At 70.6% G+C, this 26,459-nt stretch carries 26 protein-coding genes; 5 read left to right on the top strand and 21 right to left on the bottom strand.

The window, feature by feature from the left end:
* Positions 1-12 precede the first annotated feature (12 nt).
* On the top strand, positions 13-849 hold the full coding sequence (locus IE124_RS22490) for a siderophore-interacting protein (RefSeq protein ID WP_189509689.1): 837 nt from the start codon (positions 13-15) through the stop codon (positions 847-849).
* 74 nt (positions 850-923) lie between these two features.
* Here IE124_RS22490 and IE124_RS22485 read toward each other — a convergent pair whose 3' ends face one another.
* Positions 924-1,583 carry a MerR family transcriptional regulator gene (locus tag IE124_RS22485; RefSeq protein ID WP_189509688.1) on the bottom strand — a complete coding sequence of 220 codons (660 nt, stop codon included), beginning with the start codon at positions 1,581-1,583 and terminating at the stop codon, positions 924-926.
* Between the two features lie 200 nt (positions 1,584-1,783).
* Here IE124_RS22485 and IE124_RS22480 point away from each other — a divergent pair, with 200 nt between their 5' ends.
* Positions 1,784-2,698, top strand: a complete 915-nt coding sequence (locus IE124_RS22480; protein WP_189509737.1) for a hypothetical protein — start codon at positions 1,784-1,786, stop codon at positions 2,696-2,698.
* Positions 2,695-3,144 (top strand): ABA4-like family protein, encoded by a 450-nt coding sequence (locus tag IE124_RS22475; protein WP_189509687.1) that lies wholly within the window; start codon positions 2,695-2,697, stop codon positions 3,142-3,144. The genes IE124_RS22480 and IE124_RS22475 overlap by 4 nt, the downstream gene beginning before the upstream one ends.
* Before the next feature lie 108 nt (positions 3,145-3,252).
* On the opposite strand, the gene IE124_RS22470 is transcribed toward IE124_RS22475, so the two are convergent.
* The 12 genes from IE124_RS22470 to IE124_RS22415 form a co-directional block, all read right to left on the bottom strand.
* The gene (locus tag IE124_RS22470; RefSeq protein WP_229832691.1) at positions 3,253-4,647 is read right to left on the bottom strand and encodes a cytochrome P450; all 1,395 of its coding nucleotides are present in this window, start codon (positions 4,645-4,647) and stop codon (positions 3,253-3,255) included.
* A gap of 186 nt (positions 4,648-4,833) precedes the next feature.
* Positions 4,834-7,659, bottom strand: a complete 2,826-nt coding sequence (locus IE124_RS22465; protein ID WP_189509686.1) for a DEAD/DEAH box helicase — start codon at positions 7,657-7,659, stop codon at positions 4,834-4,836.
* Between the two features lie 120 nt (positions 7,660-7,779).
* Positions 7,780-8,745 (bottom strand): twin-arginine translocase subunit TatC, encoded by a 966-nt coding sequence (gene tatC, locus IE124_RS22460; protein WP_229832689.1) that lies wholly within the window; start codon positions 8,743-8,745, stop codon positions 7,780-7,782.
* Positions 8,746-8,813: 68 nt separating this feature from the next.
* A complete protein-coding gene (gene tatA, locus IE124_RS22455) occupies positions 8,814-9,095 on the bottom strand; it encodes a Sec-independent protein translocase subunit TatA (protein WP_189509685.1) in 282 nt (93 codons plus the stop codon).
* A 186-nt stretch (positions 9,096-9,281) separates the two neighbouring features.
* Positions 9,282-9,479: a hypothetical protein gene (locus IE124_RS22450; protein ID WP_056650224.1), complete on the bottom strand. Its 198-nt coding sequence runs from the start codon at positions 9,477-9,479 to the stop codon at positions 9,282-9,284.
* A gap of 35 nt (positions 9,480-9,514) precedes the next feature.
* On the bottom strand, positions 9,515-9,760 hold the full coding sequence (locus IE124_RS22445; protein ID WP_370468798.1) for a CpXC domain-containing protein: 246 nt from the start codon (positions 9,758-9,760) through the stop codon (positions 9,515-9,517).
* Positions 9,761-9,839: 79 nt separating this feature from the next.
* Positions 9,840-10,793 carry a helix-turn-helix transcriptional regulator gene (locus IE124_RS22440; RefSeq protein WP_189509683.1) on the bottom strand — a complete coding sequence of 318 codons (954 nt, stop codon included), beginning with the start codon at positions 10,791-10,793 and terminating at the stop codon, positions 9,840-9,842.
* A gap of 15 nt (positions 10,794-10,808) precedes the next feature.
* Positions 10,809-11,765 (bottom strand): helix-turn-helix transcriptional regulator, encoded by a 957-nt coding sequence (locus tag IE124_RS22435; RefSeq protein ID WP_055644456.1) that lies wholly within the window; start codon positions 11,763-11,765, stop codon positions 10,809-10,811.
* A 140-nt stretch (positions 11,766-11,905) separates the two neighbouring features.
* On the bottom strand, positions 11,906-12,277 hold the full coding sequence (locus IE124_RS22430) for an FKBP-type peptidyl-prolyl cis-trans isomerase (protein ID WP_189509682.1): 372 nt from the start codon (positions 12,275-12,277) through the stop codon (positions 11,906-11,908).
* Positions 12,278-12,320: 43 nt separating this feature from the next.
* Positions 12,321-13,262, bottom strand: coding sequence for an FKBP-type peptidyl-prolyl cis-trans isomerase (locus IE124_RS22425; protein WP_189509681.1), 942 nt, complete (start codon positions 13,260-13,262; stop codon positions 12,321-12,323).
* Positions 13,263-13,438: 176 nt separating this feature from the next.
* Positions 13,439-14,800 (bottom strand): Pup--protein ligase, encoded by a 1,362-nt coding sequence (gene pafA / locus IE124_RS22420; protein ID WP_150271912.1) that lies wholly within the window; start codon positions 14,798-14,800, stop codon positions 13,439-13,441.
* Between the two features lie 69 nt (positions 14,801-14,869).
* On the bottom strand, positions 14,870-16,153 hold the full coding sequence (locus IE124_RS22415) for an MFS transporter (protein WP_189509680.1): 1,284 nt from the start codon (positions 16,151-16,153) through the stop codon (positions 14,870-14,872).
* Between the two features lie 147 nt (positions 16,154-16,300).
* Between IE124_RS22415 and IE124_RS22410 the strand changes: the two genes are divergently transcribed.
* A complete protein-coding gene (locus IE124_RS22410) occupies positions 16,301-17,320 on the top strand; it encodes a LacI family DNA-binding transcriptional regulator (protein WP_189509679.1) in 1,020 nt (339 codons plus the stop codon).
* A gap of 64 nt (positions 17,321-17,384) precedes the next feature.
* On the opposite strand, the gene prcA is transcribed toward IE124_RS22410, so the two are convergent.
* The 5 genes from prcA to arc form a co-directional block, all read right to left on the bottom strand.
* Positions 17,385-18,137 carry a proteasome subunit alpha gene (prcA, locus tag IE124_RS22405; protein WP_189509678.1) on the bottom strand — a complete coding sequence of 251 codons (753 nt, stop codon included), beginning with the start codon at positions 18,135-18,137 and terminating at the stop codon, positions 17,385-17,387.
* A gap of 46 nt (positions 18,138-18,183) precedes the next feature.
* Entirely contained in the window at positions 18,184-19,023 is an 840-nt protein-coding gene (gene prcB, locus IE124_RS22400; RefSeq protein WP_189509677.1) for a proteasome subunit beta, read from the bottom strand.
* 161 nt (positions 19,024-19,184) lie between these two features.
* Positions 19,185-19,397 (bottom strand): ubiquitin-like protein Pup, encoded by a 213-nt coding sequence (locus IE124_RS22395; protein WP_055644448.1) that lies wholly within the window; start codon positions 19,395-19,397, stop codon positions 19,185-19,187.
* A gap of 160 nt (positions 19,398-19,557) precedes the next feature.
* Entirely contained in the window at positions 19,558-21,069 is a 1,512-nt protein-coding gene (gene dop / locus IE124_RS22390; RefSeq protein WP_189509676.1) for a depupylase/deamidase Dop, read from the bottom strand.
* A 200-nt stretch (positions 21,070-21,269) separates the two neighbouring features.
* Entirely contained in the window at positions 21,270-23,036 is a 1,767-nt protein-coding gene (gene arc, locus IE124_RS22385) for a proteasome ATPase (protein WP_055646423.1), read from the bottom strand.
* A gap of 242 nt (positions 23,037-23,278) precedes the next feature.
* Here arc and IE124_RS22380 point away from each other — a divergent pair, with 242 nt between their 5' ends.
* Positions 23,279-23,590 carry a ferredoxin gene (locus tag IE124_RS22380; RefSeq protein ID WP_189509675.1) on the top strand — a complete coding sequence of 104 codons (312 nt, stop codon included), beginning with the start codon at positions 23,279-23,281 and terminating at the stop codon, positions 23,588-23,590.
* Positions 23,591-23,594: 4 nt separating this feature from the next.
* Here IE124_RS22380 and IE124_RS22375 read toward each other — a convergent pair whose 3' ends face one another.
* The 3 genes from IE124_RS22375 to IE124_RS22365 all read right to left on the bottom strand — a co-directional run bounded on the left by IE124_RS22375 (position 23,595) and on the right by IE124_RS22365 (position 26,418).
* Positions 23,595-24,179: a hypothetical protein gene (locus IE124_RS22375; RefSeq protein ID WP_189509674.1), complete on the bottom strand. Its 585-nt coding sequence runs from the start codon at positions 24,177-24,179 to the stop codon at positions 23,595-23,597.
* 191 nt (positions 24,180-24,370) lie between these two features.
* Positions 24,371-25,258: a tRNA (adenine-N1)-methyltransferase gene (locus IE124_RS22370; protein ID WP_015032448.1), complete on the bottom strand. Its 888-nt coding sequence runs from the start codon at positions 25,256-25,258 to the stop codon at positions 24,371-24,373.
* A gap of 26 nt (positions 25,259-25,284) precedes the next feature.
* Positions 25,285-26,418: a site-2 protease family protein gene (locus tag IE124_RS22365; protein WP_229832717.1), complete on the bottom strand. Its 1,134-nt coding sequence runs from the start codon at positions 26,416-26,418 to the stop codon at positions 25,285-25,287.
* Positions 26,419-26,459 lie beyond the last annotated feature (41 nt).

The raw sequence follows: 26,459 nt of genomic DNA, 5'->3' as shown, positions 1-26,459 counted from the left end.
GGAGAGACCCTCGTGGCAGAGCAGCCGGCCCGCAAGGCACCGAAAGCCACCGAAGCACGCGTGGTGCGCACCGAGCGGATCACGCCGCACATGGTGCGGGTCGTCCTGGGCGGCCCCGGGCTCGACGCCTTCGAGGTCGGCGAGTACACCGACCACTACGTGAAGCTGCTGTTCGCCCCGGAGGGGGTGACCTACCCGGAGCCCTTCGACATGGAGCGGATCCGGGAGGAGTTCCCGCGGGAGCAGTGGCCGACGACGCGGACGTACACGGTACGCGCCTGGGACCCGGTCCACCGCGAGCTGACCATCGACTTCGTGGTCCACGGCGACGAGGGGCTCGCGGGCCCCTGGGCGGCGCGGGCCCAGGCGGGCGAGACCATGCGCTTCCTCGGCCCCGGCGGCGGCTACACGCCGGACCCGGCGGCGGACTGGCACCTGCTCGCGGGCGACGAGAGCGCGCTGCCGGCCATCGCGGTGGCGCTGGAGCGGCTGCCCTCGGGGGCGCGCGTGCACGCCTTCGTGGAGGTCTCGGACGCCGCGGAGGAGCAGAAGTTCGCGACGGCGGCCGGCGTGGACGTCACGTGGCTGCACCGGGGCGACCGTCCGGCGGGCGAGGCCGTCGTCGAGGCCGTGCGGGCGCTGGACTTCCCTGCGGGCGACGTGCACGCCTTCGTCCACGGCGAGGCGGGCTTCGTGAAGGACCTCCGCCGTCACCTGCGGATGGAGCGCGGGGTGGCGCGCGAGCGGCTGTCGATCTCGGGGTACTGGCGCCTGGGCAAGACCGACGAGGCCTGGCGCGCGATCAAGCGCGAGTGGAACGACCAGGTGGAGCGCGAGCAGGAGAACTGACGCTCCGATCACGTGGAGAGGGGGGTGGGGCCGAGGGCCTCACCCCCCTCTCGGCATGACGTGACCTCACGCCATCACGTCGGCTCCGTCGCCCCCTCGTCGTCGCCGGGCCGGCCGAAGACGCGATTCGAGGCGTCCACGTGGGCCAGTCGCCGCAGGGCCGCGAAGATGGCGTCACCGAGGACCGTACCGACGACCGCGCTCTCGACGAGCGCCTCGCGCGCCACATGGTGTGCCACGTAGTCCATGTCCGCCCGCGCCACCCGCTCCGCCGCGTCCGCGTAGGCGTCGAGGATCTCGGCGAACCGGCCGTGGCCGACGTCGTCGAGCGCAGCGAGGGCCGCCGCGAGCGCCTCCCCCGCCGGGTTGTCCGGAAAGACCTGCCAGCCGCGCGCGGCGACCAGCTCCGCGACCCTCTTCCGCGCCTCCTCGATCGCGGCGTCCGACTCACGGTCGTAGCGGGGCACCAACCGGTTCGCCGTGATGCCCAGCACCTTGTGCATCGAACGCTCGCGGTCGTCGACCGCCACGATGACCTCACGGATCGCCGCGACCGACAGGCCACCCACGTCGAGAAGCGCCCGGATCAACCGGAGCCGCTGGACGTGGGCCTCTCCGTACGAGGCCTGGTTCGGGCTCGTCAACTCGCCGGCCGGCAGCAGCCCTTCCCGTACGTAGAACTTGATCGTCGCCACGGACACCCCGGCCCTGCGACTCAACTCTCCGATGCGCACCGCGCGTTCACCTCTCCGGTCCTTCGACGGCCTTGCCGACCGACACCTCCATCATAGATAGTGGCGCTATCAGATAGCGGCGAGTGTCACTATCCATAACCCACGGGGGAATCCGCATGTCTCCACTCCGCACGTCCTCGTCACCCTTACTCGGCCCGCTCGCCCGGCTGCACCGACCGCTGGTCTGGTTCGCCGGCTCGATGGTCGCCCTCGCGCTCGTCTCCGCCGTCGGCCTGCTCGTCGACGACCGGATCCTGGTGGGCGTACCGATCTGGACCAAGCCGTTCAAGTTCTCGGTCTCGTTGGCGGCCTACACGCTCTCGCTCGCCTGGATGCTCTCCCTGCTCGCCCCGCCCCTCCGCGTGCACCGCGTCGGCTGGTGGGCAGGAACCGTCATCGCCGTCGCCCTGCTGATCGAGATGGCGCTCATCACCCTCCAGGTGATCCGCGGCACCCAGAGCCACTTCAACCACGCGACTCCCTTCGACAACGCCGTCTTCCAGATCATGGGAGCCAGCATCGCCGTCCTGTGGCTGAGCGCCCTGGTCATCGCGGTACTCCTGCTGCGCGCCAGGATCCTCGACCGCGCCACCGCCTGGGCCGTCCGCCTCTCCTCATTCATCGCCCTCGCGGGCGCTGCCGTGGGCTTCCTGATGACTGCTCCGACCCCGGAGCAGCTGGCGGTCGACGAGCCCCCGATCAGCGGCGCCCACAGCGTCGGGGTGCCGGACGGCGGCCCCTCCATGCCGCTGACCGGCTGGTCGACCACCGGCGGCGACCTGCGCATCCCTCACTTCTTCGGGATGCACGCGCTCCAGCTGATCCCGCTGCTCCTGCTCGTCCTGGCCGCTCTCGCACCGCGCTTCGCCCGCCTCGCCGACGAGCGGGTGAGGCTGCGGCTCACGCTCACGGCCGCCGGCACGTACGCAGCGGTCTTCGCCCTGCTGACCTGGCAGGCGCTGCGCGGTCAGGCCCTGTTCTCACCGGACGCCCCGACGCTCGCCGCGGCAGGAACGATCGTCCTGGCCGGCGCCGCCGCGACCGCCCTCTCCCTCCGGGCCCCCACCCCCGCCCCCACCCCGTCCCCCGCATCCACCAAGGAAGTCTCGGCATGACCGGATTCCTCTTCGAGCTGGCGTTCCTCCTCGCGGCGCCCGTCTGGCTCCTGATGATCTTCGCGCCGGGCCGGCGGGCCACCGAACGCGTCGCCGCGTCGCCGCTGACCGTCCTCCCGCTCCTCGCGCTCTGGGCCGTCCTGGCCGCCCCCGTGATGCCGGAGATGTGGACGGCGGTCAGCAGCCCCGACATCGACACCTTCCGCGAGCTGACGGCACTCCCGAACGGAGCGGGCGCGGTCTGGGCTCAGATCCTCGCCTGGGACCTGCTCCTCGGCCAGTGGATGTACCGCGAGGCCCGCCGACTCACCCTCTCCCCCCTCCTGATGGGCCCGCTCCTCCTCCTGACGATCCTTCTCTCCCCCATCGGCCTGCCACTGTTCCTCGCGGCCCGATCCTGGAAGACCCGGGTCACGGACCAGGTCCCGTCTTCGACTGCACGGTGATCGGGCCGCGTGCGGCCGCTGCCCGCCAGTGCCGGTAGGCAGGATCCGGACAGTGTGCACGGCGGTCGCGGCAGGGCTGTGCCCCCACCCCCGGCACCCGTCGGGGCGTCAGCCCCGGGCGTGGACCGTGGCGATGACCTCACGGTCCGGCTGGAGGGTGAGGCTGGGGACCGGACGTATGTCGTCGGTGAAGAGGTCCAGGTGGTAGCGGCGGGCGAGGACGGCCAGCACCAGGACGGCCTCGACGAGGGCGAAGCGGGTGCCGAGGCAGACGCGGGGGCCGCCGCCGAAGGGGAACCAGGCGTACTCGGGTATCTCCTCGGCGGGGCCGCCGTCCTCGGTGGTGAGCCACCGCTCGGGCCGGAAGGCCTCGGCGTCCCCGTACCAGCGGGGGTCGCGCTGCGTGGCCCACTGGCTGGACCAGACGCGGGTGCCGACGGGGACGGGCCTGCCACCGAGGGTTGCCCCCTCCTTGGCGATCCCGGTGATGAGCCAGATCGTCGGGTAGAGACGGAGGGTCTCCTTGACCACGGCCTGGGTGTACGGGAGGGAGGCGTAGTCGTCGTAGCCGGGTTCGTGGTCGGCGAGGACCCGGTCGAGCTCCTCGGCGAGGGCGTCGCGCACCCGCGGGTTACGGGAGAGCAGGTGCCAGGCCCAGACGAGGGTCGAACTGGTCGTCTCGTGGCCCCCGATGTAGAGGGTGACGGTCTCGTCCCGGATCTCCTGGTCGGAGAGCCGGGCGCCGGACTCGTCCCGGGCGGCGAGCAGGCGGCTGAGGAGGTCCGGGCGCTCGGTGTCGCCGTCGCGGTGACGGGAGACGACGCGGGAGACCTCCGCGTCGATGACGGCGGTGGCGCGCTTGATGCGGGCGCGGCCGGGCGTGGGGACCCAGTCGGGCAGGAGCGCTCCGATGCCGCTGAACTCGGCGCCGATCTCCTGCTGGGCGATGTCCATGGCCCGGCCGATGGCCTCGGCGTCGGCTGCGGTGTCGACGCCGAAGATGGTTCGGACGGCGATGAGTTGGGTGAGGGCCGCCATCTCCTTCTTGACGTCGATGGGCTGTCCGTCGGACCACCGGTCGGCGAGCGCGACGGCGCATTCGGTCATGGTCGCCGCATAGGACCGGACCTGCTTGGGGCGGACGGAGGGCTGGACGAGGGATCGCTTGCGCCGCCAGTCGGCGCCCTTGGCGACGACGACCCCGTTTCCGAGGAGGGTGCGGAAGGCGATACCGAGGTCGGGCTGGTCGAAGGTGCGCTCGACCTCGGTGAGGAGTTCGCCCACGGTGTCGGGGTGGGCGATGAAGAGGGCGGGGCCGCGGCCGAAGCGCCAGCGGACGAAGTCACCGCGCTCCCGCAGCTGTTCGAAGAAGCCGAGGGGGTCCTTGCCGAAGGCGGGCAGGTTGCCGAGGAGGGGCAGCCCCCGTGGACCGTCGACGATCCGTGCTGTCGGCTGTGCCGTGTCGCCGCGTGCCTCGGCGTCCTGACCGGCTTGCGTGGTCATGTGCGTCCCCTCCCCAACTGGCCTTCCCCGTGTGCGAGTCCATGCAAGCGGAAGGGCCGACCCGGGCGCCACCCCTGTGGACGACGCCCTGTGGACAACCCGGCGCACAGGGGACGGAACGACCGGTGCCCGTGGCGTGATCGCCACGGGCACCGGTCGGAAAGGCGGCCGGAAGGGCCGGAACCGTCAGCCCACCGAGCTGTAGGCGACGACGCCCCGCAGCAGCGCTTCGACGGCCTTGCGGGCGTTCTTGGAGACCGTGCTGTTCTCCTTGGGCGCCGCGGCGGCGATCTGTCCGAGGACGTCGATGACCTGCTTGCACCAGCGGACGAAGTCGCCGGCGGGCATGTCCGCCTCGCGGAGCACCTCGTCGAGACTCTTGTCGGAGGCCCACTGGTAGGCGGCCCAGGCGAAGCCGAGGTCGGGCTCGCGCTGGCCGACCCCCTCCGCCTGGTTGATCTTGAACTCCTCTTCGAGGGCGTCGAGACGTCCCCAGATCCGCACCATCTCGCCCAGCGCCGCCTTGGCGTCGCCCGTGGGCAGCTTCGGCGCAACGGCGTCGTCGGCCTGGCGCGACTCGAACACCAGGGCCGAGACGCAGGCGGCGAGTTCGGCAGGGGTGAGCCCCTCCCAGACGCGGTCCCGGAGGCACTCGCTCGCGAGCAGGTCGAGCTCGCCGTAGAGCCGGGCCAGCCGCTTGCCGTTGTCGGTGACCTCGTCGCCGCGGAGGTAGTCGAGCTCGGTGAGGAGCGCGACGATCCGGTCGAAGGTCCGGGCGATGGTGTTGGTACGGCCCTCGATGCGCCGCTCCAGCTGCTGGGTGTCGCGCTGGAGGCGGTGGTAGCGCTCGGCCCAGCGGGCGTGGTCCTCGCGCTCGTCGCAGCCGTGGCAGGGGTGCGCGCGCAGCGCGGTGCGCAGCCTGGCGATCTCGCGGTCGTCGGCGGCGGCAGCGCGCTGCCTGTGGTGCCGCTCGGGGTGGACGTGTCCGGCCTTGGTCCGCAGTGCGGAGGCCAGGTCCCTGCGGGACTGCGGCGAGCGCGGGTTGAAGGACTTGGGGATCCGCATGCGGTCGAGCGCCTCGACGGGGACCGGGAAGTCGATGGAGGCGAGCCTCTTGACCTGCCGCTCGGCGGTGAGGACGAGGGGCCGGGGTCCGTCGTGGTGCTCGAAGCCGCGGTGTCCGTTGGTCCGCCCCGCGGGGATGCCGGGGTCGAGGACGAGGGCGAGGCCCGCGAACTTGCCGGTGGGGACGTGGATGATGTCGCCCGGCTTGAGCTTCTCCAGCGAGCCGGCGGCCTGGGCGCGCCGCTGGGCGGCGCCCTGCCTGGCCAGTTCCGTCTCGCGGTCCTTGAGGTCGCGGCGGAGCCGCGCGTACTCCTCGAAGTTCCCGAGGTGGCAGGTCATGCCCTCGCGGTAGCCCTCCAGGCCCTCCTCGTTCTTCTGCACCTGGCGCGAGATGCCCACGACGGAGCGGTCGGCCTGGAACTGCGCGAAGGAGGTCTCCAGGAGCTCGCGGGAGCGGTGCCGGCCGAACTGGTCGACGAGGTTGACCGCCATGTTGTACGAGGGCCGGAAGCTGGAGCGCAGGGGGTACGTGCGCGTGCCCGCGAGTCCGGCGAGGTGACCGGGGTCGAAGCCGCGCTGCCAGAGGACCACGGCGTGGCCTTCGACGTCGATGCCTCGGCGGCCGGCTCGGCCGGTGAGCTGGGTGTACTCGCCGGGGGTGATGTCGGCGTGCTGCTCGCCGTTCCACTTGACGAGCTTCTCGAGGACGACCGAGCGCGCGGGCATGTTGATGCCGAGGGCGAGGGTCTCGGTGGCGAAGACGGCCTTCACGAGGCCGCGGACGAAGAGCTCTTCGACGACCTCCTTGAAGGTGGGGAGCATGCCGGCGTGGTGGGCGGCGATGCCCCGCTCCAGCGCTTCGAGCCATTCGTAGTAGCCGAGGACGTGGAGGTCTTCGGTGGGGATGGAGGCGGTCCGCTCCTCGACGATCTCGCGGACGCGCTGCCGTCCCTCCTCGTTGTTCAGGCGGAGTCCGGCGTGGAGGCACTGCTGGACCGCGGCCTCGCAGCCGGCGCGGCTGAAGATGAAGGTGATGGCGGGCAGCAGCCCCTCGGCGTCGAGGCGCTCGATGACCTCGGGGCGGCCGGGCGTCCAGATGCGAGAGCGCTGGCGGCGCTCGCGCTCGCGGTCGGCCTCGCGGACCATCTTGCCGCGGCGCCGGTCACGGGGGTTGTACGTCGAGTTCTCGGTGCGGGCGAGGCGGACGAGGTCGGGGTTGACCTCGCGGCGGGCGGAGCCTCGGCCGCCGTGGTCGGTCTCCTCCTCGAAGAGGTCGTACATCCGGCGTCCGGCGAGGACGTGCTGCCAGAGGGGGACGGGACGGCTCTCCGAGACGATGACCTCGGTGTCGCCGCGGACGGTGTCGAGCCAGTCGCCGAACTCCTCGGCGTTGGACACGGTCGCGGAGAGTGAGACCAGCGTGACGGATTCGGGGAGGTGGATGATCACTTCCTCCCAGACGGCGCCGCGGAAGCGGTCGGAGAGGTAGTGCACCTCGTCCATGACCACGTAGCCGAGGCCGGAGAGGGCCTGGGACCCCGCGTACAGCATGTTGCGGAGGACTTCGGTGGTCATGACGACGATCGGCGCGTCGCCGTTGACGCTGTTGTCGCCGGTGAGGAGGCCGACCTTGTCCGCGCCGTACCGCTTGACCAGGTCGGCGAACTTCTGGTTCGACAGCGCCTTGATGGGTGTCGTGTAGAAGCACTTGCGGCCCTGGCTGAGGGCGAGATGGACGGCGAACTCGCCGACGATGGTCTTGCCGGAGCCCGTGGGCGCGGCGACGAGCACGCCCTTGCCCGCTTCGAGGGCCTTGCAGGCCTCGATCTGGAAGGGGTCCAGGTCGAAGTCGTAGAGCTCGCGGAAGGGGAACAGCGCGGTGGCCTGCTCGGCGTTTCGGGCGAGGGCGGCCGCATACGCCTCGGCTGGTGTGAGGTCCTCTGTCATCTTGTTGTCGAGCCTACCCGCCACCTCTGACAGTGACGCGATCTTTATCGGGGCAATGCTCCGGGGACCGATCGGGGCACGCAGAGGCCCCCCGGACCGGGTCCGGGGGGCCTCACAAGATCAGGTGATGTCGTCGTACCCGTTGAGCCGGTGCACCGCGGATCCCCCGGTCTCCCCCGGTCCGGTGGCCTGCTCGGGCAGGGCCCGAGCGGCGGGGACGGGCTCGATGGCGCCCAGGGCCTCGGGCGTGAGGTCGAGGACGGAGGCCTCGTCGTCGTCGAGTGCGGCGTCGGGGTTCTTGCGGTTCCGGCGCCGGTCGTTGAGGAGGGCGACGCCGACCGCGAGGAAGTACAGGGCGATGATGGGGCCGGAGAGGGCGATCATGCCGAGCGGGTCGGTGGACGGTGTGGCCACGGCGCCGAAGACGAAAGTGCCCATGATCATGGCCCGCCACCAGCCGGCCATGCGCTTGCCCGTGACCACTCCGGTGAAGTTGAGCATCATCAGCAGCAGGGGGAGCTCGAAGGCGAGACCGAAGACGAGCACCATGCGGGTGGTGAAATCCAGGAGGTCGTCGAGCGAGAGGAAGTTCGACGCCACATCGGGCGTGATGCTGATGAGGACCTTCACGCTGACCGGCATGATCAGGTACGCGGTGTAGGTGCCGGCGGCGAAGAGGGGTACGGCGGCGGCGGCGAAGTAGTACGTGTACTTCTTCTCGCTCTTGTGGAGGCCGGGCGCGATGAACGCCCACAGCTGGTACAGCCAGACCGGCGTGGAGGCGATCACGCCCGCCAGCATGACCACCTTCACCGTCGAGGTGAAGGGAGACAGCATGGTCTGGTACGCGATGATCACGCAGCGCCCGCCGGTGTTCTCCGACACCGACGTGTCAGGCGGGCACTTCGGCACAGGCGAGGACAGAAGGTCCATCAGCTGCTGGCTGAAGAACGCGGCCACGACAGAGGCCACGACGATCGCGAGCATCGCCTTGGCCACACGGTTGCGCAGTTCACGCAGATGGTCCGCGAGCGGCATCCGCCCCTCGGGATCCTTCTCCTTCGGTGTGCGGGCAGACTTGGGCAACCCACGTCCTCATCTCATGCGGGCAGGCCGCCCTGCGGCGACCTTGGGGCGATCGGGTCGGGCCCGGATCAGCGCTGGCTGGTGTCCGTGGTCTCGGTGACGGGACGAGCGGAGGTCACGTCGCCGGGCGAGGCCTTGATGGTGCGCTGGGCGGGGGTCGCCTGGTCGGCAGGCGGGCCGGCAGGAGCGGTCTCGCCACCCTCCGACTTCATCGCCTTCGCCTCGCTCTTGAGGATGCGGGCGGACTTGCCGAGGGAGCGGGCCATCTCCGGGAGCTTCTTGGCACCGAAGAGCAGCACGATGACGAGGAGGATGAGACTGATCTCGAGGGGGCCGATCTGACGGAACATGGCTGTGGTCTACCTTCTCACCGAGGCGGCATGGTTGCGTGCCCGGCGGGTCGGACATGCGTCCGGCCACCGCGCTGCCTGCGATCGTAACCCGCAGGAGTAAACGCGAGGCAATGCCCGTGCATACTCCCGATTGCGTACCACGAGCCCGGACCGAGGCCGCTTATTGCAGCGTACGGCACCGACTCAGCGCAGTGTCTCGCCGGTTCGGGCCAGTCCGACGGCGGCCGTTTCGAGCTCTTCGGCGGCCTGGGTGATCCGTTCTGTGGTGCGGGCCACTTGACGGCCGAGGCGCTGGACCTCCAGGAAGACCTTGATGCCGAGGACACCGAGGACGGCGATGCCGAGGAAGCCGAGGGCGATGGCGAGCATGGGCCAGAACATGGTCAGAGCCTAGACCTTGAGCGGGTACGGATCGTTCAGACGGTGGTGTGGAGGCGCAGGGTGCGAACGCCGCCGCCGGTGAGGAGCTCGACGATGCGTTCGCCGGCGGGCTTGCGGACGGAGCTGCCGCACTCCGGGCAGGTGAAGGAGTAGAAGGTGGTGCGCCGGCTGGCGCCGATGGCGAGGCGCAGGGCGCTCGCGGAGAGTTCGAAGCGGGCCCGGCAGTCGGGGCAGCCGGCTTTGAAGAGGACCGGGGCCATCGTCGCGGCAAGACCAGGCATGGCGGACATCTCCCTCAATTCCCACGGCAACAACCGAATCGGCACTACATCTGCAACAGCGTCCTCGCGGCGGAGAACGTCACACGCCCTCGTACGCGGCGAGCGCGGCGGTCGCCGCCTCCCGGGCGCTGTCGGCCAGCTCACGCGGTGCGACGATCCGCCCGTCGCTGCCCAGGCGCAGCGCGAGCCGCCGCAGCGAGGCGGGGTCCGGGGTCCGCAGGGTGATCCGCAGGCCGCCGTCGGGCAGTTCCTCGGCCTGGTCGTGCGGGTAGTACTCGGCGACCCACCGGCCGCCGGGGCCGACCTCAACGACGACCTCGGGGTCGTCGGCGGAGGGCTGGACCAGCCCCTCGGAGAGGTCGCGCAGTTCCAGCTCGGGCGGGGCCGCGTGCTCGTCGAGGAGCCGGATCTCGACGACCCGGTCGAGCCGGAAGGTGCGGCGCGCCTCGGAGAGCCGGCACCACGCCTCCATGTAGGTGTGGCCGACGGCGAAGAGCCGGATCGGGTCGACCTCGCGCTCGGTGAGCTCGTCGCGGGCGGGCGAGTAATAGCGCACCCACAGCCGTCTGCGCTCGGAGATGGCCCGGTCGACCTCGGCGAAGACGCCGCCCTCGGACTCGAAGGTGACCGAGAGCCGGGAGCTGGCCCCGGCGGCCTCGCCGGCCGCGGCCTCCAGCTTGGCGGTGGCGCGGACCAGCGCGTCCCGGTCGCTCTCGCGGAGTCCGGGCAGGGTGGCGACGGCGCGGGCGGCGACGAGGAGGGCGGTCGCCTCGTCGGCGGCGAGCCGCAGGGGCGCGGCGACGTCGTCGGGGTTGTGCCACCAGATCCGGTCGCCGTCGGTGTCGATGTCGAGCAGGTCTCCGCCGCGGAAGCTGGTGCCGCACATGGGCAGCACGTCCAGGTCGGAGATCAGCTCGTCCTCGGTGATCCCGAAGGCGCGCGCGACGTCGGCGACGTGCGCGCCGGGACGCTCGCGGAGATAGGTGACGAGGGACAGCATCCGCCTCGTCTGGTCGATCGCGTTGGCAGCCATGTGTACGTCTCCCCCTCAGCCCTTGGCCACGGCGCGCAGCCGGTCCAGTACATCCGCCCGCAGGTCGGCGGGTTCCCGTACGACGACGTCGGGGCCGAACTCGACGAGCCAGGCGTCGAGGCCGTGCCCGTACGGGATCTCCAGCTCGTCCCAGCCGTCGTCACCCACCTGTACGGACTGTGCGCGGGCCCGCAGCGGGTAGCCGCAGCCGGCGCGCAGCCGGATCCGGGCGGAGCGGGTGGCCGTCTCGCCGGCCCAGCTCTCGACGGTCTCGCGGACGGTGACGACGTCGGGCACGGGCGCGGTGAAGGCGCCGGCCCGGGAGCGGACCTTGCCGGTGATCCGGGAGAGGCGGAAGACGCGCTCGGCGCCGCGGTCGCGGTCCCAGCCGGCGAGGTACCAGTGGCCGCGCCAGCATTCGAGGGTCCAGGGCTCGACCTGGCGGGTCTCGGGGCGGGCGGCGTTGGCCTTGCGGTAGTCGAAGACGACGGGCCGGCGGTCGCGGCAGGCCAGCATGAGGGGCTCGAAGGCGGCCTCGTGGACCGGGATGCGGGGTTCGAGGGCGCTCGGCTGGACGTCGTACGAGTCCTCCGCCTCGGGCATGCCGGCGGCGCGGAGCTTCTGGAGGGCGCCGCTGGCGGCTCCCGCGAGCCGGGCCTGCTGCCAGACCTTGGCGGCGAGGCCGAGGGCGGCGGCCTCCTCGGCGTCGAGGGTGATGGGCGGGAGGCGGTTGGAGTCGCGGCGGGCGAGGTAGCCGGTCTCGCCCTCCAGGTTCTCGACGGTCTCGATGACCAGGCCGAGCTCGCGCAGGTCGTCCTTGTCGCGCTCGAACATCCGGTTGAAGGCGTCGTCCCCGCTCGCTTCGAGGTAGGCCTCGATGGAGCCGCGGAGCTCCCGCTTGCTCAGCGGGCGGCGCGTCCCGAGCAGGCACAGCGCGAGATTCATCAGCCGCTCGGACTTGGCAATCGCCATCGACGCCCCGCACCTCTTTTGCCGGTTCCACTTGTCGGACGTCCGACCGTACCGCCCCGGGGTGTCGGGACCAAAGCCGAGGGCCCCCGCCACGGGTGGCGGGGGCCCTCGGAGCGACCGGTACCGGTCGGCGGGACGGATCAGACGGCGACCAGGTCGCAGACGAAGATCAGCGTCTCGCCCGGGGCGATCGCGGAGCCGGCGCCGCGGTCGCCGTAGGCGAGGTGCGCGGGGATGATCAGCTCGCGACGGCCGCCGACCTTCATGCCCTGGACACCCTGGTCCCAGCCGGAGATGACCTGGCCGATGCCGAGCTTGAACTGCAGCGGGGTGCCGCGGTTCCAGGAGGAGTCGAACTCCTCGCCGGTGGAGAAGGCGACGCCCACGTAGTGGACGGAGACGGTGGCGCCGGCCTTGGCCTCCGCGCCGTCACCCTCCCAGATGTCCCTGATCTTCAGGTCCTTCGGCGGCTCGCCACCCGGGAAGTCGACCTCGGGCTTCTCGATGCTCACTGAACTGCTCCTCATACTGATGAACTACGCGATCGGGACAGTCTTACACCTTCGCCAGGATGTCCACGGCGAACACCAGCGTGGAGTTCTTCGGGATGCCCTGCTGCTCCTTGTCGCCGAAGGCCTCGGCCGGCGGGGCGACGATGAGGACGCGGCTGCCGACCTTCTTGCCGACGAGCCCCTTCTTCAGGCCCGTCAGCGTGAGCTGCGAGAGCGGGAAGTTCGCGGGCTTGCCCGTGGTGTACGTGGAGTCGAAGACCTTGCCGTCCTTCCAGAGGGCGGCGACGTAGTTCACGACGACCGTGTCGGTCTCCTTGACGACCTCGCCCTTGGACTCGAGCACGTAGTTCGAGACGAGCTTGGTCGGCGGGTCGACCTTGGGGACGGTGAGCGTGGGCGCCTTGCCGTCGGTGTTCGTGCCGACCTTCGGCAGGTCCTTGTTGTCCTGGGCGACCGGGGTGCCGGTGGCGGACTTGGGGATCGTGACGGCCTTCAGGATGTCCACCACGAAGACGAGGGTGGCGTTGGGCTCGATCTTCGGCGGCGAGCCCTTCTCGCCGTAGCCGAGCGCCGGCGGAATGCCGACCTCGATGCGGCTGCCGACCTTCTGGCCTTCGAGGGCCTGCTCCCAGCCCTGGATGACCTGGCCCTCACCCAGCGTCACGCTGAAGGGCTCGCCGCGGTCGAAGCTGTTGTCGAAGGGGGTGGTGGAGTCCCAGGCCTGACCCAGGTAGTTCACCGAGAGCGCGTCGCCCTTCTTCGTCACCGGGCCGTCGCCCTCGCTGATGACGTTGACCTTCAGTTCCTTGGGCGGGTCGCCCTCGCCCTTGGAGAGGGTCGGCTTCTCGCCGAACTTGGCCCCCGCGGTGATGGCGGGCAGCCCGTTCTTCATCGAAGCGGAATCGGAGCCCTTGTCGTCGCTGCCGCACGCCGCTGTCGAGAGCAGCAGCAGCGGGACGACGAGAAGGCCGGCAAGTCGGCGCACGTGTTCCTCAGATCTCAGACGGCACAGTAGTTGTGCCGACACTCTAGGGGGTGTCTTGCCGATCAGGCCGGGCTCGCGGGGTCTGATCGGCAAGACACCCCCTTGGTGCTCCTCCTGTCACGTCGAGGGCCCCGCACGTCGATCGTGCGGGGCCCCGGGGCTCGTACGCGCCGGTCCTACATTCCGGCGATCAGCTTTTCCACCCGGTCGTCGACGGAGCGGAACGGGTCCTTGCACAACACGGTGCGCTGCGCCTGGTCGTTGAGCTTCAGGTGGACCCAGTCGACGGTGAAGTCCCGGCGCTGCTCCTGTGCGCGGCGGATAAAGTCGCCGCGGAGCCGCGCCCTGGTGGTCTGCGGGGGCACCGACTTGCCCTCGAAGATCTTCATGTCGTTGCAGATCCGGGCCGCCTGGCCGTTCTTCTGCAGCAGGTAGTAGAGCCCGCGTCGGCGGTGGATGTCGTGGTAGGCGAGGTCTATCTGCGCGACTCGCGGGTTCGACATGGTCATGTTGTGCTTGGCCCGGTAGCGCTCGATGAGCCGGTGCTTCATGACCCAGTCGATCTCGGTCTCGATGCGGTCGAGCCGCTCGCTCTCGATCGAGTCGAGCGTGCGGCCCCACAGCTCCAGGACCTGCGCGACGGTGCCGGAGCGGATGCCGCGCCGGTCGACGAAGTCGACTGCCTTCTCGTAGTACTCGCGCTGGACCTCCAGGGCGGAGGCCTCACGGCCGCTGGCGAGCCGGACCTTGCGCTGGCCCGTGATGTCGTGGCTGACCTCGCGGATCGCCCGGATGGGGTTCTCCAGGGTCAGGTCGCGCATGACGGTGCCGGCCTCGATCATGCGGAGCACCAGGTCGGTGGCGCCGACCTTGAGCAGCATGGTCGTCTCGGACATGTTCGAGTCGCCGACGATGACGTGGAGCCGGCGGTAGCGCTCGGCGTCGGCGTGCGGCTCGTCCCGGGTGTTGATGATGGGTCGCGAGCGGGTCGTGGCGGAGCTGACGCCCTCCCAGATGTGCTCGGCACGCTGGGAGACGCAGAAGACCGCGCCACGCGGGGTCTGGAGGACCTTTCCCGCACCGCAGATGAGCTGCCGGGTGACGAGGAAGGGAATGAGGATGTCCGCGAGCCGGGAGAACTCCCCGTGGCGGGCGACGAGATAGTTCTCGTGGCAGCCGTAGGAGTTTCCGGCCGAGTCGGTGTTGTTCTTGAAGAGATAGACGTCGCCCGCGATTCCCTCCTCGTGCAGGCGGCGTTCGGCGTCGACGAGCAGGCCCTCGAGAATGCGCTCGCCCGCCTTGTCGTGGGTGACCAGTTCGGTCACGTCGTCACATTCCGGTGTTGCGTATTCCGGATGCGAACCCACGTCCAGGTACAGGCGGGCACCGTTCCGCAGGAAGACATTGCTGCTGCGGCCCCATGACACGACACGGCGGAAGAGGTAGCGCGCCACTTCGTCAGGAGACAGTCGGCGCTGTCCCCTGAACGTGCACGTGACGCCGTACTCGTTCTCCAGCCCGAAAATGCGGCGGTCCATGTCTGAACATTACGCCTGACGGCGTGTGATGAAACCGGGTTGGGCGTTCCCGTTTCGATCATTTTCCGATCAGTGCGCGTTCTTTTCGGTGTGTACGGAGGTGGGGCCGCCCGCGCCGACGGCGTGTCGCGCGTCCTGTTCGGCTACGACCGCGGGGCTCGTGGGGACGTGGAGGACGCGGCCGGTGGCGAGGAGGACGAGGAGGGCGACGAGGCCGCCGGCTCCGGCCACGGCGAATCCGGCGACGGTCCCGGCGAGTTCGACGGCGGGTCCGGCGACCGCGGAGCCGAGGGCCGAGCCGACGCCGAAGGTCGTGACGAGCCAGGAGAAGGCCTCGGTGACGGTGCCGGCCGGGGCGTGCCGGTCGACGACGATGAAGGCGCAGGCGAGGACGGGGGCCAGGAACACGCCGGAGAGGGCTGCGAGGCCGGTCATGGCGACGGGTCCGGGGGTGAGGACGAGCGGCAGGTAGCAGACGGCGAGGAGCAGCACGAGGACGCGCAGGCGCCGCTCGGGGGCTCCGGACCACTGCCTGGCGCCGTAGGTGACGCCGCCGACGAGGGCACCGAGGCCGAGCGCGGCCATCAGCCAGCCGTAGACGGACGGGGTGCCCCGGTCGTCGGCGTAGGAGACGGCGGCGACGGTGATGGAGCCGAGCGCGAGGCCGACGAAGAAGAACGAGCCGAGGAGGGCGAGGAGACCGGGCGAGCGCAGGGCTCCCAGCCAGTGGGCCTCGCGGGGCGCGGAGCGCCAGGTGCGGGAGGGCTCGGAGAGGACCACGGCGAGGGCGCCGAGGACGCCGAGGGCGTTGATGACGAGCAGGGCCGCGGCGGGCGACCACAGGGAGACGAGGAGGGTCAGCAGCAGCGGGCCGACGGTGAACATGACCTCCTGGGCGACCGCGTCCATGGCGTAGGCCCGGTGGACCCGGTCCTCGCGGCCGAGGACGCTCGGCCACAGGGCCCGGAGGCCGCCCTCCAGGGGCGGGGTGAAGAGGCCGGCGACGACCACGGCCGCGTAGGCGAGGGGGAGGTGGCCGATGCCGGTGAGCGCGAGCAGGACCATGCCGAGGGCGGAGAGGACCGCCGCGGGGAGCTGGACCCGGGGCTGGCCCTTGAGGTCGACGGCGCGGCCGAGGAGGGGCTGGCCGACCGCGGTGGCGACGCCGTAGGCGGCGATGAGGCCGCCGGCGAGGGTGTAGCTGCCGCCCTGGTCCCGCACGAAGAGGGTGAGGGCGATGGGGCCGACGCCGTTGGGCAGCCGCCCGACGAGCGTGCCGGCCAGCAGCCGGGCGGCGTGCGGCGCCCGGAGTATGTCGAGATAGCCGCCGTGTGCCGTGGCCTCGGTGGCCATGTCGGTCTCCCCTCACCCTCGGACCCGGCCGAGGTTTTACGTATAACGTGCGAGGTCATACGTACCATGTCCGCAGCGCGCGGGTCCACCCCGCGCCAGGCCACCCCCAGGTGACCGGCTCGTGAACCGTCCGACGCGGAGGCTTGTGTGCAGACCCCGGAGCCGCTCGGCGGCGCCCGCCCCACCAGCAGGGACGTCGCCAGGGCCGCGGGCGTCTCGCAGGCCACCGTGTCGCTCGTGCTCGGTGACAAGTGGCGCGGCCGTGTGTCGGAACGCACGGCCGAGGTCGTGCGGGAGGCCGCCCGGAGCCTCGGCTACCGGCCCAACCTCGCCGCCCGTAACCTGCGCCTCGGCCACACCCGTACGGCCCTGCTCGTCGTCCCGGCGCTCACCAACGAGTTCTTCGCCCGGGTCTACACCGGCGCGGCGACCGTCGCCGCACGGCACGGCTTCGGAGTCGTCCTGTACCCCTCCCCCGACGGCGTCGGGCCCGCCAAGGACCCCTTCGCCTCGGCCCGTGCGGCCCTGGACGGGGTCATCGCCTCCTCGATGGCCTCGGACGCCCTGAAGGCCTTCCGGGGCACCGACCTGCCGCTCGTCATGCTCGACAGCGACCCCGCCGACAGCGGCGCCGCCGCGCACGTCAACCTCGACATCGCGGACGGCATGCGTCAGGTCACGGACCACCTGCTGGCCCTCGGCCACCGCCACTTCGTCCATCTGGCCTCGGCCGTGACGTCCTGGACCTTCGACGTGCGGGCCGCCGCGCTCACCGAGGCCCTCGCCGGCGTCTCGGTGCGGACGGTCCGCGCGCCCCTGGACGTGCACGGCGCCATGGCCGCCACCGAGCGCGCCCTCGCCGCGCCCGGCCCCCGCCCCACGGCCCTCGTGTGCGACGACGACATCCTCGCGGCGGGCGCCTGCAAGGCCCTGCGGCGGCTCGGACTGCGGGTCCCCGAGGACGTCTCGGTCACCGGTTTCGACGACCTCGCGCTCGCGACCGCCGTCGAACCGGAGCTGACCACCGTCTCGCTGCCCGCAGAGCGCATCGGCGAGCGGGGCATGGCGGCCCTCCTGGCCGTCCTCTCGGGCGAACCGCCGCAGCCGGACGACCTCCCGGTCACCCTGGTCCCCCGCGGCTCCTCGGGGCCTGCACCCGCCTCCTGAGGCGGACATGCGGAAGGGGCCCCGGTCCGCTCGCGCGCACCGGGGCCCCTCCGACAGGGAGCGCCTACTCCTCCGGAACCTCGTCCGAGGGCTCGTCCGTCTTCGTCACGGCCGCGTTGTCCGCCTGCAGGAGGCGGGACAGCTGCCGGCCGATGATCCGCTTGAACTTGCGCTGCTGCGGGCGCGTGCGGTCCAGGACCGCCACCTCCAGGCGCTCCGCGGGGATCTCCCGCTCACTGCCGTTGGTGTCCCGCGAGAGCGCCTGCACGGCCAGCTTCAGGGCCTCGGCCAGGGACATGCCGTCCCGGTGCCGCTGGTCCAGGAAGGAGCTGATCTGCTCCGCGTTCCCGCCGACCGCGACCGAGCCGTGCTCGTCCACGATCGAGCCGTCGTGGGGCAGCCGGTAGATCTGGTCGCCTTCCGGCTCGGCGCCGACCTCGGCGACCACCAGCTCCACCTCGTACGGCTTCTCCCCCGCGCTGGAGAAGATCGTGCCGAGCGTCTGGGCGTAGACGTTGGCCAGGCCGCGCGCGGTGACGTCGTCCCGGTCGTAGGTGTAGCCCCGCAGGTCGGCGTAGCGCACGCCGCCGATGCGGAGGTTCTCGTACTCGTTGTACTTGCCGGCGGCGGCGAAGCCGATCCGGTCGTAGATCTCGCTGAACTTGTGCAGGGCACGCGAGGGGTTCTCGCCGACGAAGACGATGCCGTCCGTGTACTGGAGGACGACGAGGCTGCGGCCTCGGGCGATGCCCTTGCGGGCGTACTCCGCCCGGTCGGCCATGGCCTGCTGGGGTGAGACGTAGAACGGAGTGGACACCGGCGGTCCGTCCCTTTCTTCTGGGCTCCTACAGAGCGACGAGTGGTCAGAGCAGGGCGGCGCGCGGCCCGTCGGGCTGCGCGAGACGCCGCTCGGTGACCGACCGGGCCAGCTCGGAGGACTCGGCCTCGGTGAGCCTGCGGAAACCCTCCTCGGTGATGACGGTGATGAGCGGGAAGATCCGGCGGGCCATGTCGGGGCCACCGGTCGCCGAGTCGTCGTCCGCCGCGTCGTAGAGCGCCTGCACGACCAGGGTCGTGGCCTGCTGCTCGGTGAGGTCGGCGCTGTAGAGCTTCTTCATCGACCCGCGCGCGAAGATCGAGCCGGAGCCGGTGGCGGCATAGCCCTGCTCCTCGGAGCGGCCGCCGGTGACGTCGTAGGAGAAGATCCGGCCCTTGCCCTTGCCTTCGTCCCAGCCCGCGAAGAGCGGCACGACGGCGAGGCCCTGCATGGCCATGCCCAGGTTGCCTCGGATCATGGTGGACAGGCGGTTCGCCTTGCCCTCCAGGGAGAGCGTGGCGCCCTCCACCTTCTCGAAGTGCTCCAGCTCCAGCTGGAAGAGCTTGACCATCTCCACGGCGAGACCGGCGGTGCCGGCGATGGCGACGGCGGAGTACTCGTCGGCCGGGAAGACCTTCTCCATGTCGCGCTGCGCGATCATGTTGCCCATGGTGGCCCGCCGGTCGCCGGCGAGGACGACCCCGCCGTCGAAGGTGACCGCCACGATGGTCGTGCCGTGCGGGGCGTCGAGGACGCCCTCCGGCAGCTTCCGGTGGCTCGGCAGCAGCTCCGGCGAGTGGACCGCCAGGAAGTCCAGGAACGAGGACGATCCCGGCGTCAGGAAGGCCGCCGGCAGACGCCCGGTGCTACGAGGGTTGGCTTCCACGCGATTCCTTCCGGGTGGGAGAGTCGGCCCGCCGTGGGACGCGCGGGCCGATCTTGCTTGCTGTGCACGGACCATACCCGTGCCACCGCCTGTCATCCGTCCCCGGACCCACGGCTTTCGCCGGGGCTCCGGGGACGGAGGAGTACAGGCGCGGGAGGCGGCTACTCGCCGCCCTTCTGGACGAAGCTACGAACGAACTCCTCCGCGTTGGACTCGAGGACGTCGTCGATCTCGTCCAGCACGGAGTCCACGTCGTCGCTCAGCTTCTCCTGGCGCTCCTGGAGGTCGGAGCTCGCCTCCGTGGTGGTCTCCTCGACCTCCTCCGTGGAACGCGTCGCCTTCTGCTGTCCGCCGCCGGTGTCCTTGGTCGCCATATCCCTCACCCCGCTCGAAATCGGCCCGCTCGGTTGAGTCCGTACAAGATCAGACCCTATAGGTCGGGTCTGACTTCGGCCCCGCAGTTTCCACATCGCCCGGGCACTGATTCCATGATTCCCAGTGCCGGGGCATTTCAGGCCCGTGCCGGGCCCCCGATCATCCGCCGGACAGGACGCGGACCAGTTCCTCCGCGGTCCGGCAGCGGTCCAGGAGCGACTTCACGTGGGCCTTGGTGCCGCGCAGCGGCTCCAGGGTCGGTACGCGCTGGAGCGAGTCCCGGCCCGGCAGGTCGAAGATCACCGAGTCCCAGGAGGCCGCGGCGACGTCGTCGGCGTACTGCTCCAGGCAGCGGCCCCGGAAATAGGCCCTGGTGTCCTCCGGAGGCACCGTCTCGGCCTGCCGCACCTCGGGGTCCTCCAGGAGCCGCTTCATGCGCCCTCGGGCCACCAGGCGGTTGTACAGGCCCTTCTCGGGGCGCACGTCCGCGTACTGGAGGTCCACCAGGTGCAGGCGGGCCGCGTCCCAGTCCAGGCCGTCCCGGCGCCGGTAGCCCTCCATGAGCTCCCGCTTGGCGATCCAGTCGAGCTCGCCGGCCAGGCTCATCGGGTCGTTCTCGAGCCGGTTGAGCGTGTCCTCCCAGCGGGTGAGGACGTCCTTCGTCTGCTCGTCCGCGTCCGAGCCGTACCGCTCGTCCACGTACTTCCTGGCCAGCTCGAAGTACTCCATCTGCAGCTGGACCGCGGTGAGCGTCCGGCCGCTGCGGAGCGTGACCAGGTACTGGAGGGACGGGTCGTGCGAGACCTGGTGGAGCGTCCTGACGGGCTGGTCGACGGCGAGGTCCACGGTGATGAACCCGTCCTCGATCATCGACAGGACCAGCGCGGTCGTGCCGAGCTTGAGGTACGTCGAGATCTCCGAGAGGTTCGCGTCCCCGATGATCACGTGGAGGCGGCGGTACCGCTCGGCGTCCGCGTGCGGCTCGTCGCGCGTGTTGATGATGGGCCGCTTGAGGGTGGTCTCCAGACCCACCTCGACCTCGAAGTAGTCGGCGCGCTGGCTGATCTGGAAGCCGTTCTCCCGGCCGTCCTGACCGATGCCGACCCGGCCCGCCCCGGTCACGACCTGGCGGGAGACGAAGAAGGGGGTCAGGTGGCGCACGATGTCCGAGAAGGGGGTCTCCCGCTTCATCAGGTAGTTCTCGTGCGTGCCGTAAGAGGCGCCCTTGTTGTCGGTGTTGTTCTTGTAGAGGTGGATCGGCTGGGCTCCGGGGAGCTGGGCGGCGCGGACGGCCGCCTCCGCCATGATCCGCTCGCCGGCCTTGTCCCAGAGGACGGCGTCGCGCGGGTTGGTGACCTCCGGCGAGCTGTACTCGGGGTGGGCGTGGTCCACGTAGAGCCGGGCCCCGTTGGTGAGGATCACATTGGCCAGGCCGATGTCCTCGTCCGTGAGCTGGCTGGAGTCTGCGGCCTCGCGGGCGAGGTCGAAGCCGCGGGCGTCCCGCAGCGGGTTCTCCTCCTCGAAGTCCCAGCGGGCGCGGCGCGCCCGGTGCATCGCCGCCGCGTAGGCGTTGACGATCTGGGACGAGGTGAGCATGGCATTGGCGTTCGGGTGCCCGGGGACGGAGATCCCGTACTCCGTCTCGATGCCCATTACTCGCCGTACGGTCATGCGGCCCTCCTTGCCCGGCGTCGCTCACAGTGCGCGACTCGGCGTTACCGAAGAGCCTAGAACGGCTCCGCGCTGGTGGGGAGATCACTTGCGGTATTTCCCGTGCTGTCGGAAGAAACCCGTGCCGCCGGGAAGAATTCTGGACGGAATGCGCCGGCTGCGGATGCCCGGTTTCCGGACATCCGCAGCCGGTGTGCGTTTTACAGGTACTGACCGGTGTTGGCCACCGTGTCGATGGAGCGTCCCGTGTCCGCGCCCTGCTTTCCGGTGACGAGCGTGCGGATGAAGACGATCCGCTCGCCCTTCTTTCCGGAGATCCTGGCCCAGTCGTCGGGGTTGGTGGTGTTGGGCAGGTCCTCGTTCTCCTTGAACTCGTCCACGCAGGCCTGGAGGAGGTGGGAGACGCGGATGCCCTTCTGGTTGTGGTCGAGGAAGGCCTTGATGGCCATCTTCTTCGCCCGGTCGACGATGTTCTGGATCATCGCGCCGGAGTTGAAGTCCTTGAAGTACAGGACTTCCTTGTCGCCGTTGGCGTACGTGACTTCGAGGAAGCGGTTCTCCTCGGATTCCGCGTACATCTGCTCGACGACCGACTGGATCATTCCGTGGGCGGCGGCGGCCTTCGAGCCGCTGTGCTCGGAGATGTCGTCCGTGTGGAGCGGCAGGGTGGCCGTGAGGTACTTCGCGAAGATGTCCTTCGCGGCCTCCGCGTCCGGACGCTCGATCTTGATCTTGACGTCGAGCCGGCCGGGCCGCAGGATCGCGGGGTCGATCATGTCCTCGCGGTTGGAGGCGCCGATGACGATGACGTTCTCCAGGCCCTCCACACCGTCGATCTCGGCGAGCAGCTGGGGGACGATGGTGTTCTCCACGTCCGAGCTGACACCGGATCCGCGGGTGCGGAAGAGGGATTCCATCTCGTCGAAGAAGACGATGACGGGGGTGCCCTCGCTCGCCTTCTCCCTCGCACGCTGGAAGACGAGGCGGATGTGCCGCTCGGTCTCGCCGACGTACTTGTTGAGGAGCTCGGGCCCCTTGATGTTGAGGAAGTAGGACTTCCCCGCGGGCTGGCCGGTCACCTCGGCGACCTTCTTGGCCAGCGAGTTGGCCACGGCCTTCGCGATCAGCGTCTTGCCGCAGCCCGGCGGCCCGTAGAGCAGGATGCCCTTGGGCGGTCGGAGTTCGTGCTCCTTGAAGAGGTCGGGGTAGAGGTACGGGAGCTCGACCGCGTCGCGGATCAGCTCGATCTGGTTGCCCAGACCGCCGATCTTGTCGTAGTCGACGTCCGGGACCTCTTCCAGAACGAGCTCTTCGACCTCGCTCTTGGGGATGACCTCGTAGACGTAGCCGGATCTGGCGTCGAGCAGCAGGGCGTCGCCGGGACGGATGGTGACGTCCAGCAGAGGCTCGGCGAGCCTCACCACCCGCTCCTCGTCGGTGTGCCCGACCACCAGGGCGCGCTCGCCGTCCTCGAGGATCTCCTTGAGGGTGACGATGTCCCCGGCACGCTCGAACTCCATGGCCTCGACCACGTTGAGCGCTTCGTTGAGCATGACTTCCTGGCCGCGCCGGAGCTCTTCGAGCTCGACGCTGGGACTCACGTTCACCCGGAGCTTGCGGCCCCCGGTGAAGATGTCGCACGTGCCGTCCTCGTTGGCCTGCAGGAAGACACCGAAGCCGGCCGGCGGCTGCGCGAGCCGGTCGACCTCCTCCTTGAGGGCCACGATCTGGTCGCGGGCCTCACGGAGTGTATTGGCGAGCCGCTCGTTCTGCGCGGACACGCCGGCCAGGTTCGTCTGCAGCTCGACGATCCGCTCTTCGAGAATCCTCGTGTGTCGCGGAGAGTCGGCGAGCTTGCGGCGCAGGACGGCGATTTCCTGCTCGAGATAGGCAACCTGACCGGCGGGGTCCTCAGACCCTCGCCCCGGCCGGATGCCGCGGTTGATGTCGTCGTCGTGGGCTGCCACGGTCCTCACCTCCTCCAAGGGGAGCTGGACGCTTCCTGACCCTACCTGCGTGGGTGGTGATTGAAACCCCTAGATCAAAAAGACTCCGGGCCGTGTCCGATCTTCACCCTTGCGCTTCCCCTCTCGCCAGGGGAATACCCACCCTTTCGCGGTCTGAAAGCGGGCGGTTGTATCGTCGTCATGGGTCAACACCCTTCAGAGGTGGCCCGACTTACCCGCGCGAAGCAGAAACGGCAGGAGAAATGACCGTGCAGAACGAGGCCCCGGCGACGGGCGTCGAAGAGGCGCTGGAGGTCTGGATCGATCAGGACCTGTGCACCGGGGACGGGATCTGCGCGCAGTACGCTCCCGAGGTCTTCGAGCTGGACATCGACGGGCTCGCGTATGTGAAGAGCGCCGACGACGAGCTGCTCCAGGACACCGGGGCGACGACGCCGGTGCCGCTGCCGCTGCTCCAGGACGTGGTGGACTCGGCGAAGGAGTGCCCGGGCGACTGCATCCACGTGCGCCGGGTCGCCGACAAGGTCGAGGTGTACGGCCCCGACGCGGAGTGACGGGTCAGGCGCTCCGCGCCTCGGCACCGACCGTGCGGACGAAGGCGCCGCCCTGCCACGCCCAGCTGACCTGCTCCTTCTCGTCGGGACAGCACATGGGGACGTCGGGGGACGAGTAGCCGAGGAGCGTGGCGTGCACCGCTCCGTCGCGCACGGCGAGCTCGGTGACGTTCTTGCCCTCCTTCGGCGCGACGAGCGTGGCCACCACGCGCGCGGGGGCTCCCGTGCCCTTGCCGCGGGTCAGGACGTAGACGCCGCTCGGCGGCGTGCCTGAGCCCGCTTCGCAGTGCACGACCGCAACGGTCTCCGGGTTCCCGTCGCCGTCGAGGTCGCCGGAGACGCGCTTCGCGACCTTGTGGGCGGCTCCCCCGCACTCCAGGGGGTAGTCGGCCGTAGCGGCCTCGGGAGCGGACGCCGGGCGCGGGGCGGCGGGGGCCGCCGTGGCTCCGGCGGGGCCGGGCTGGAGCAGTCCGGCCAGGGCGACGACCGCGGCGGTCGCGGTGGCGGTCGCCAGCCAGTGCGCCGGCCTGGCGTGGGTGTGCGCAAGGTCGGGCAGATCCGCGGGGTCCTGGGCGGCGGAGGGCTGCACGCGAGACGTCTCCTGTGGGGGCTGTGCGGAGGGTTTCGGGCATCGTGCCATACGTCACAGGGGGACGGAACAGTCGGGGTCTCACCGAGCGTCAGCCGGGGGTCCCGCAGCGCTCGAACATGAGGACGCCGCCGTCGAGTTCCCGCCGGTGGGCGGGAACTCGACGGCGGCGCCGTGTGGGTGTCGGGACGTCAGCCCTTGTTGGGGCCTTCGTAGTCCTCGCCGTACGCGCCCTTCGCGGGGCGGCGGCGGCGCATCGGGGGCTCGACGCCGTCCGCGAGGCGGCGGGCGGTGACGAGGAAGCCGGTGTGACCGATCATGCGGTGGTCGGGCCGGACGGCGAGACCCTCGACGTGCCAGTTGCGGATCATGGACTCCCACGGCTGCGGCTCGGCGTAGCAGCCGAACTCGCGGATGGACTCCACGGTGCGCGCGAGCTGGGTGGTGGTCGCCACGTAGCAGCAGAGGATGCCGCCGGGGACCAGCGCCTTGGAGACGGCCTCCAGGCACTCCCAGGGAGCGAGCATGTCGAGGATGACGCGGTCGACGTCCGTGTCGGACAGGTTGTCCTGGAGGTCGCCGACGGTCAGCTGCCAGGCCGGGTGGGGACCGCCGAAGTAGCGCTCGACGTTGCCCTTCGCGATCTCGGCGAAGTCCTCGCGGCGCTCGTAGGAGTGCAGCATGCCGCTGTCGCCGATGGCGCGCAGGAGGAAGCTGCTCAGCGAGCCCGAGCCCACTCCCGCTTCCACGACGCGGGCGCCGGGGAAGATGTCGGCGAAGGCCAGGATCTGCCCCGCGTCCTTGGGGTAGACCACGGCGGCGCCGCGGGGCATGGACAGGACGTAGTCGGGGAGCAGGGGGCGCAGCGCGAGGTAGGCGACGTTTCCCGTGGTACGGACAACGCTGCCCTCGGGGGCGCCGATCAGTTCGTCGTGCGGGAAAGAACCCTTGTGGGTGTGGAAGTTCTTTCCCTCTTCGAGCGTGAACGTGTAGTGACGGCCCTTGGGGTCGGTCAGCTGAACCTGGTCCCCGACCTTGAAGGGCCCGCGTCGGCGGGCGGCACCGGTCGGTTCGGACATGTGAGCACCTTATCAAGGGCCCGGGGTCACGAAGACGGTCGTGCCATGGCCCGGACGAAGGCCCGCTCCACGTCGGTGGTGGCCAGGACCCCGTAGATCTCCCCGGTCTCCTCGACGACGAGGTACTCGGTGGCGGGGCTGGCGCGGAGGTGGTCGAGGAGGGGCTGGCCGGTGAGTTCCGCGGGGACGCGCATGCCGTCGGTGAGGTCCTGGGTGAGGGCGCTGACGGCGACCCAGGGGCGACGGTGCTGGGGGACGGCGGCGATGGCGGCCTCGCGGACGATGCCGGTGGGGTCGCCGCCGCCGTCGACGACGACGAGGGCACGGGCGCCGGCCTCGTTGGCGCGGCGGAGGGCCTCGGAGAGGGGGGTGGCGGGTTCGACGGGGATGGCGCGCCGGGTGAGGGTGCGGGCGCGGAGCTCGGGCAGGTGCTCGCGGAGCCGGGCCACGCGGAGGCTGTTGCCGGCGCCGGTCCAGATGATCGCGGCCAGGATGGCGGCGAGGAGGGCGTCGGTGACGGTGTCGAGGCCGCTGATGTCGTCGGTCGAGTTGCCGAGGAAGCCGGTGCGGGTGAGCAGGGGCAGGCCGACGAGGACGAGGACGGCGAGGGCGCGGCCGACCCAGGCGGCGGCGACGGTGCCGCTCATGGGCTTGCCGGTGATCTTCCAGACGACGGCGCGGAGCATGCGGCCGCCGTCGAGGGGAAGGCCGGGGAGCAGGTTGAAGGCGGCGACGATCAGGTTGGAGATCATCAGGCCGGCCAGGAGCACTCCGGGGACGGTGCCGGGCTCGACCGCGTACAGGGAGAGGTAGAACACGCCGGAGAGGACGAGGGAGAGGAGCGGGCCGACGAAGGCGAGGACGAACTCGCGGCCGGGGGTCTCGGTCTCCTTCTCGATCTCGGAGACGCCGCCGAAGAACTGGAGCTGGATGCGGCGCACGGGCAGCTTGAAGCGGAGCGCGGCGATCGTGTGGGCCAGTTCGTGGACGAGCACGGAGGCGTAGAAGGCGACCGCGAAGAAGAGGGAGACGAGGTAGCGGGCTGCGCCCAGTTCGGGCAGGACCCGCTCGATCTGCTCGCCGAAGACCCAGGTGATGAGGGCGGCGACCAGGAACCAGCTGGGTGCGACGTAGACGGGCACGCCGAAGGGGCGGCCCATGAGGATCCCGCCGCCGGGCTCCTCGGTCCGCTGCGGCTTGG

It is taken from the genome of Streptomyces narbonensis, assembly GCF_014649015.1.
GTDB classification, from domain to species: domain Bacteria; phylum Actinomycetota; class Actinomycetes; order Streptomycetales; family Streptomycetaceae; genus Streptomyces; species Streptomyces narbonensis.
This window is presented reverse-complemented; position numbering and strand designations above follow the sequence as displayed.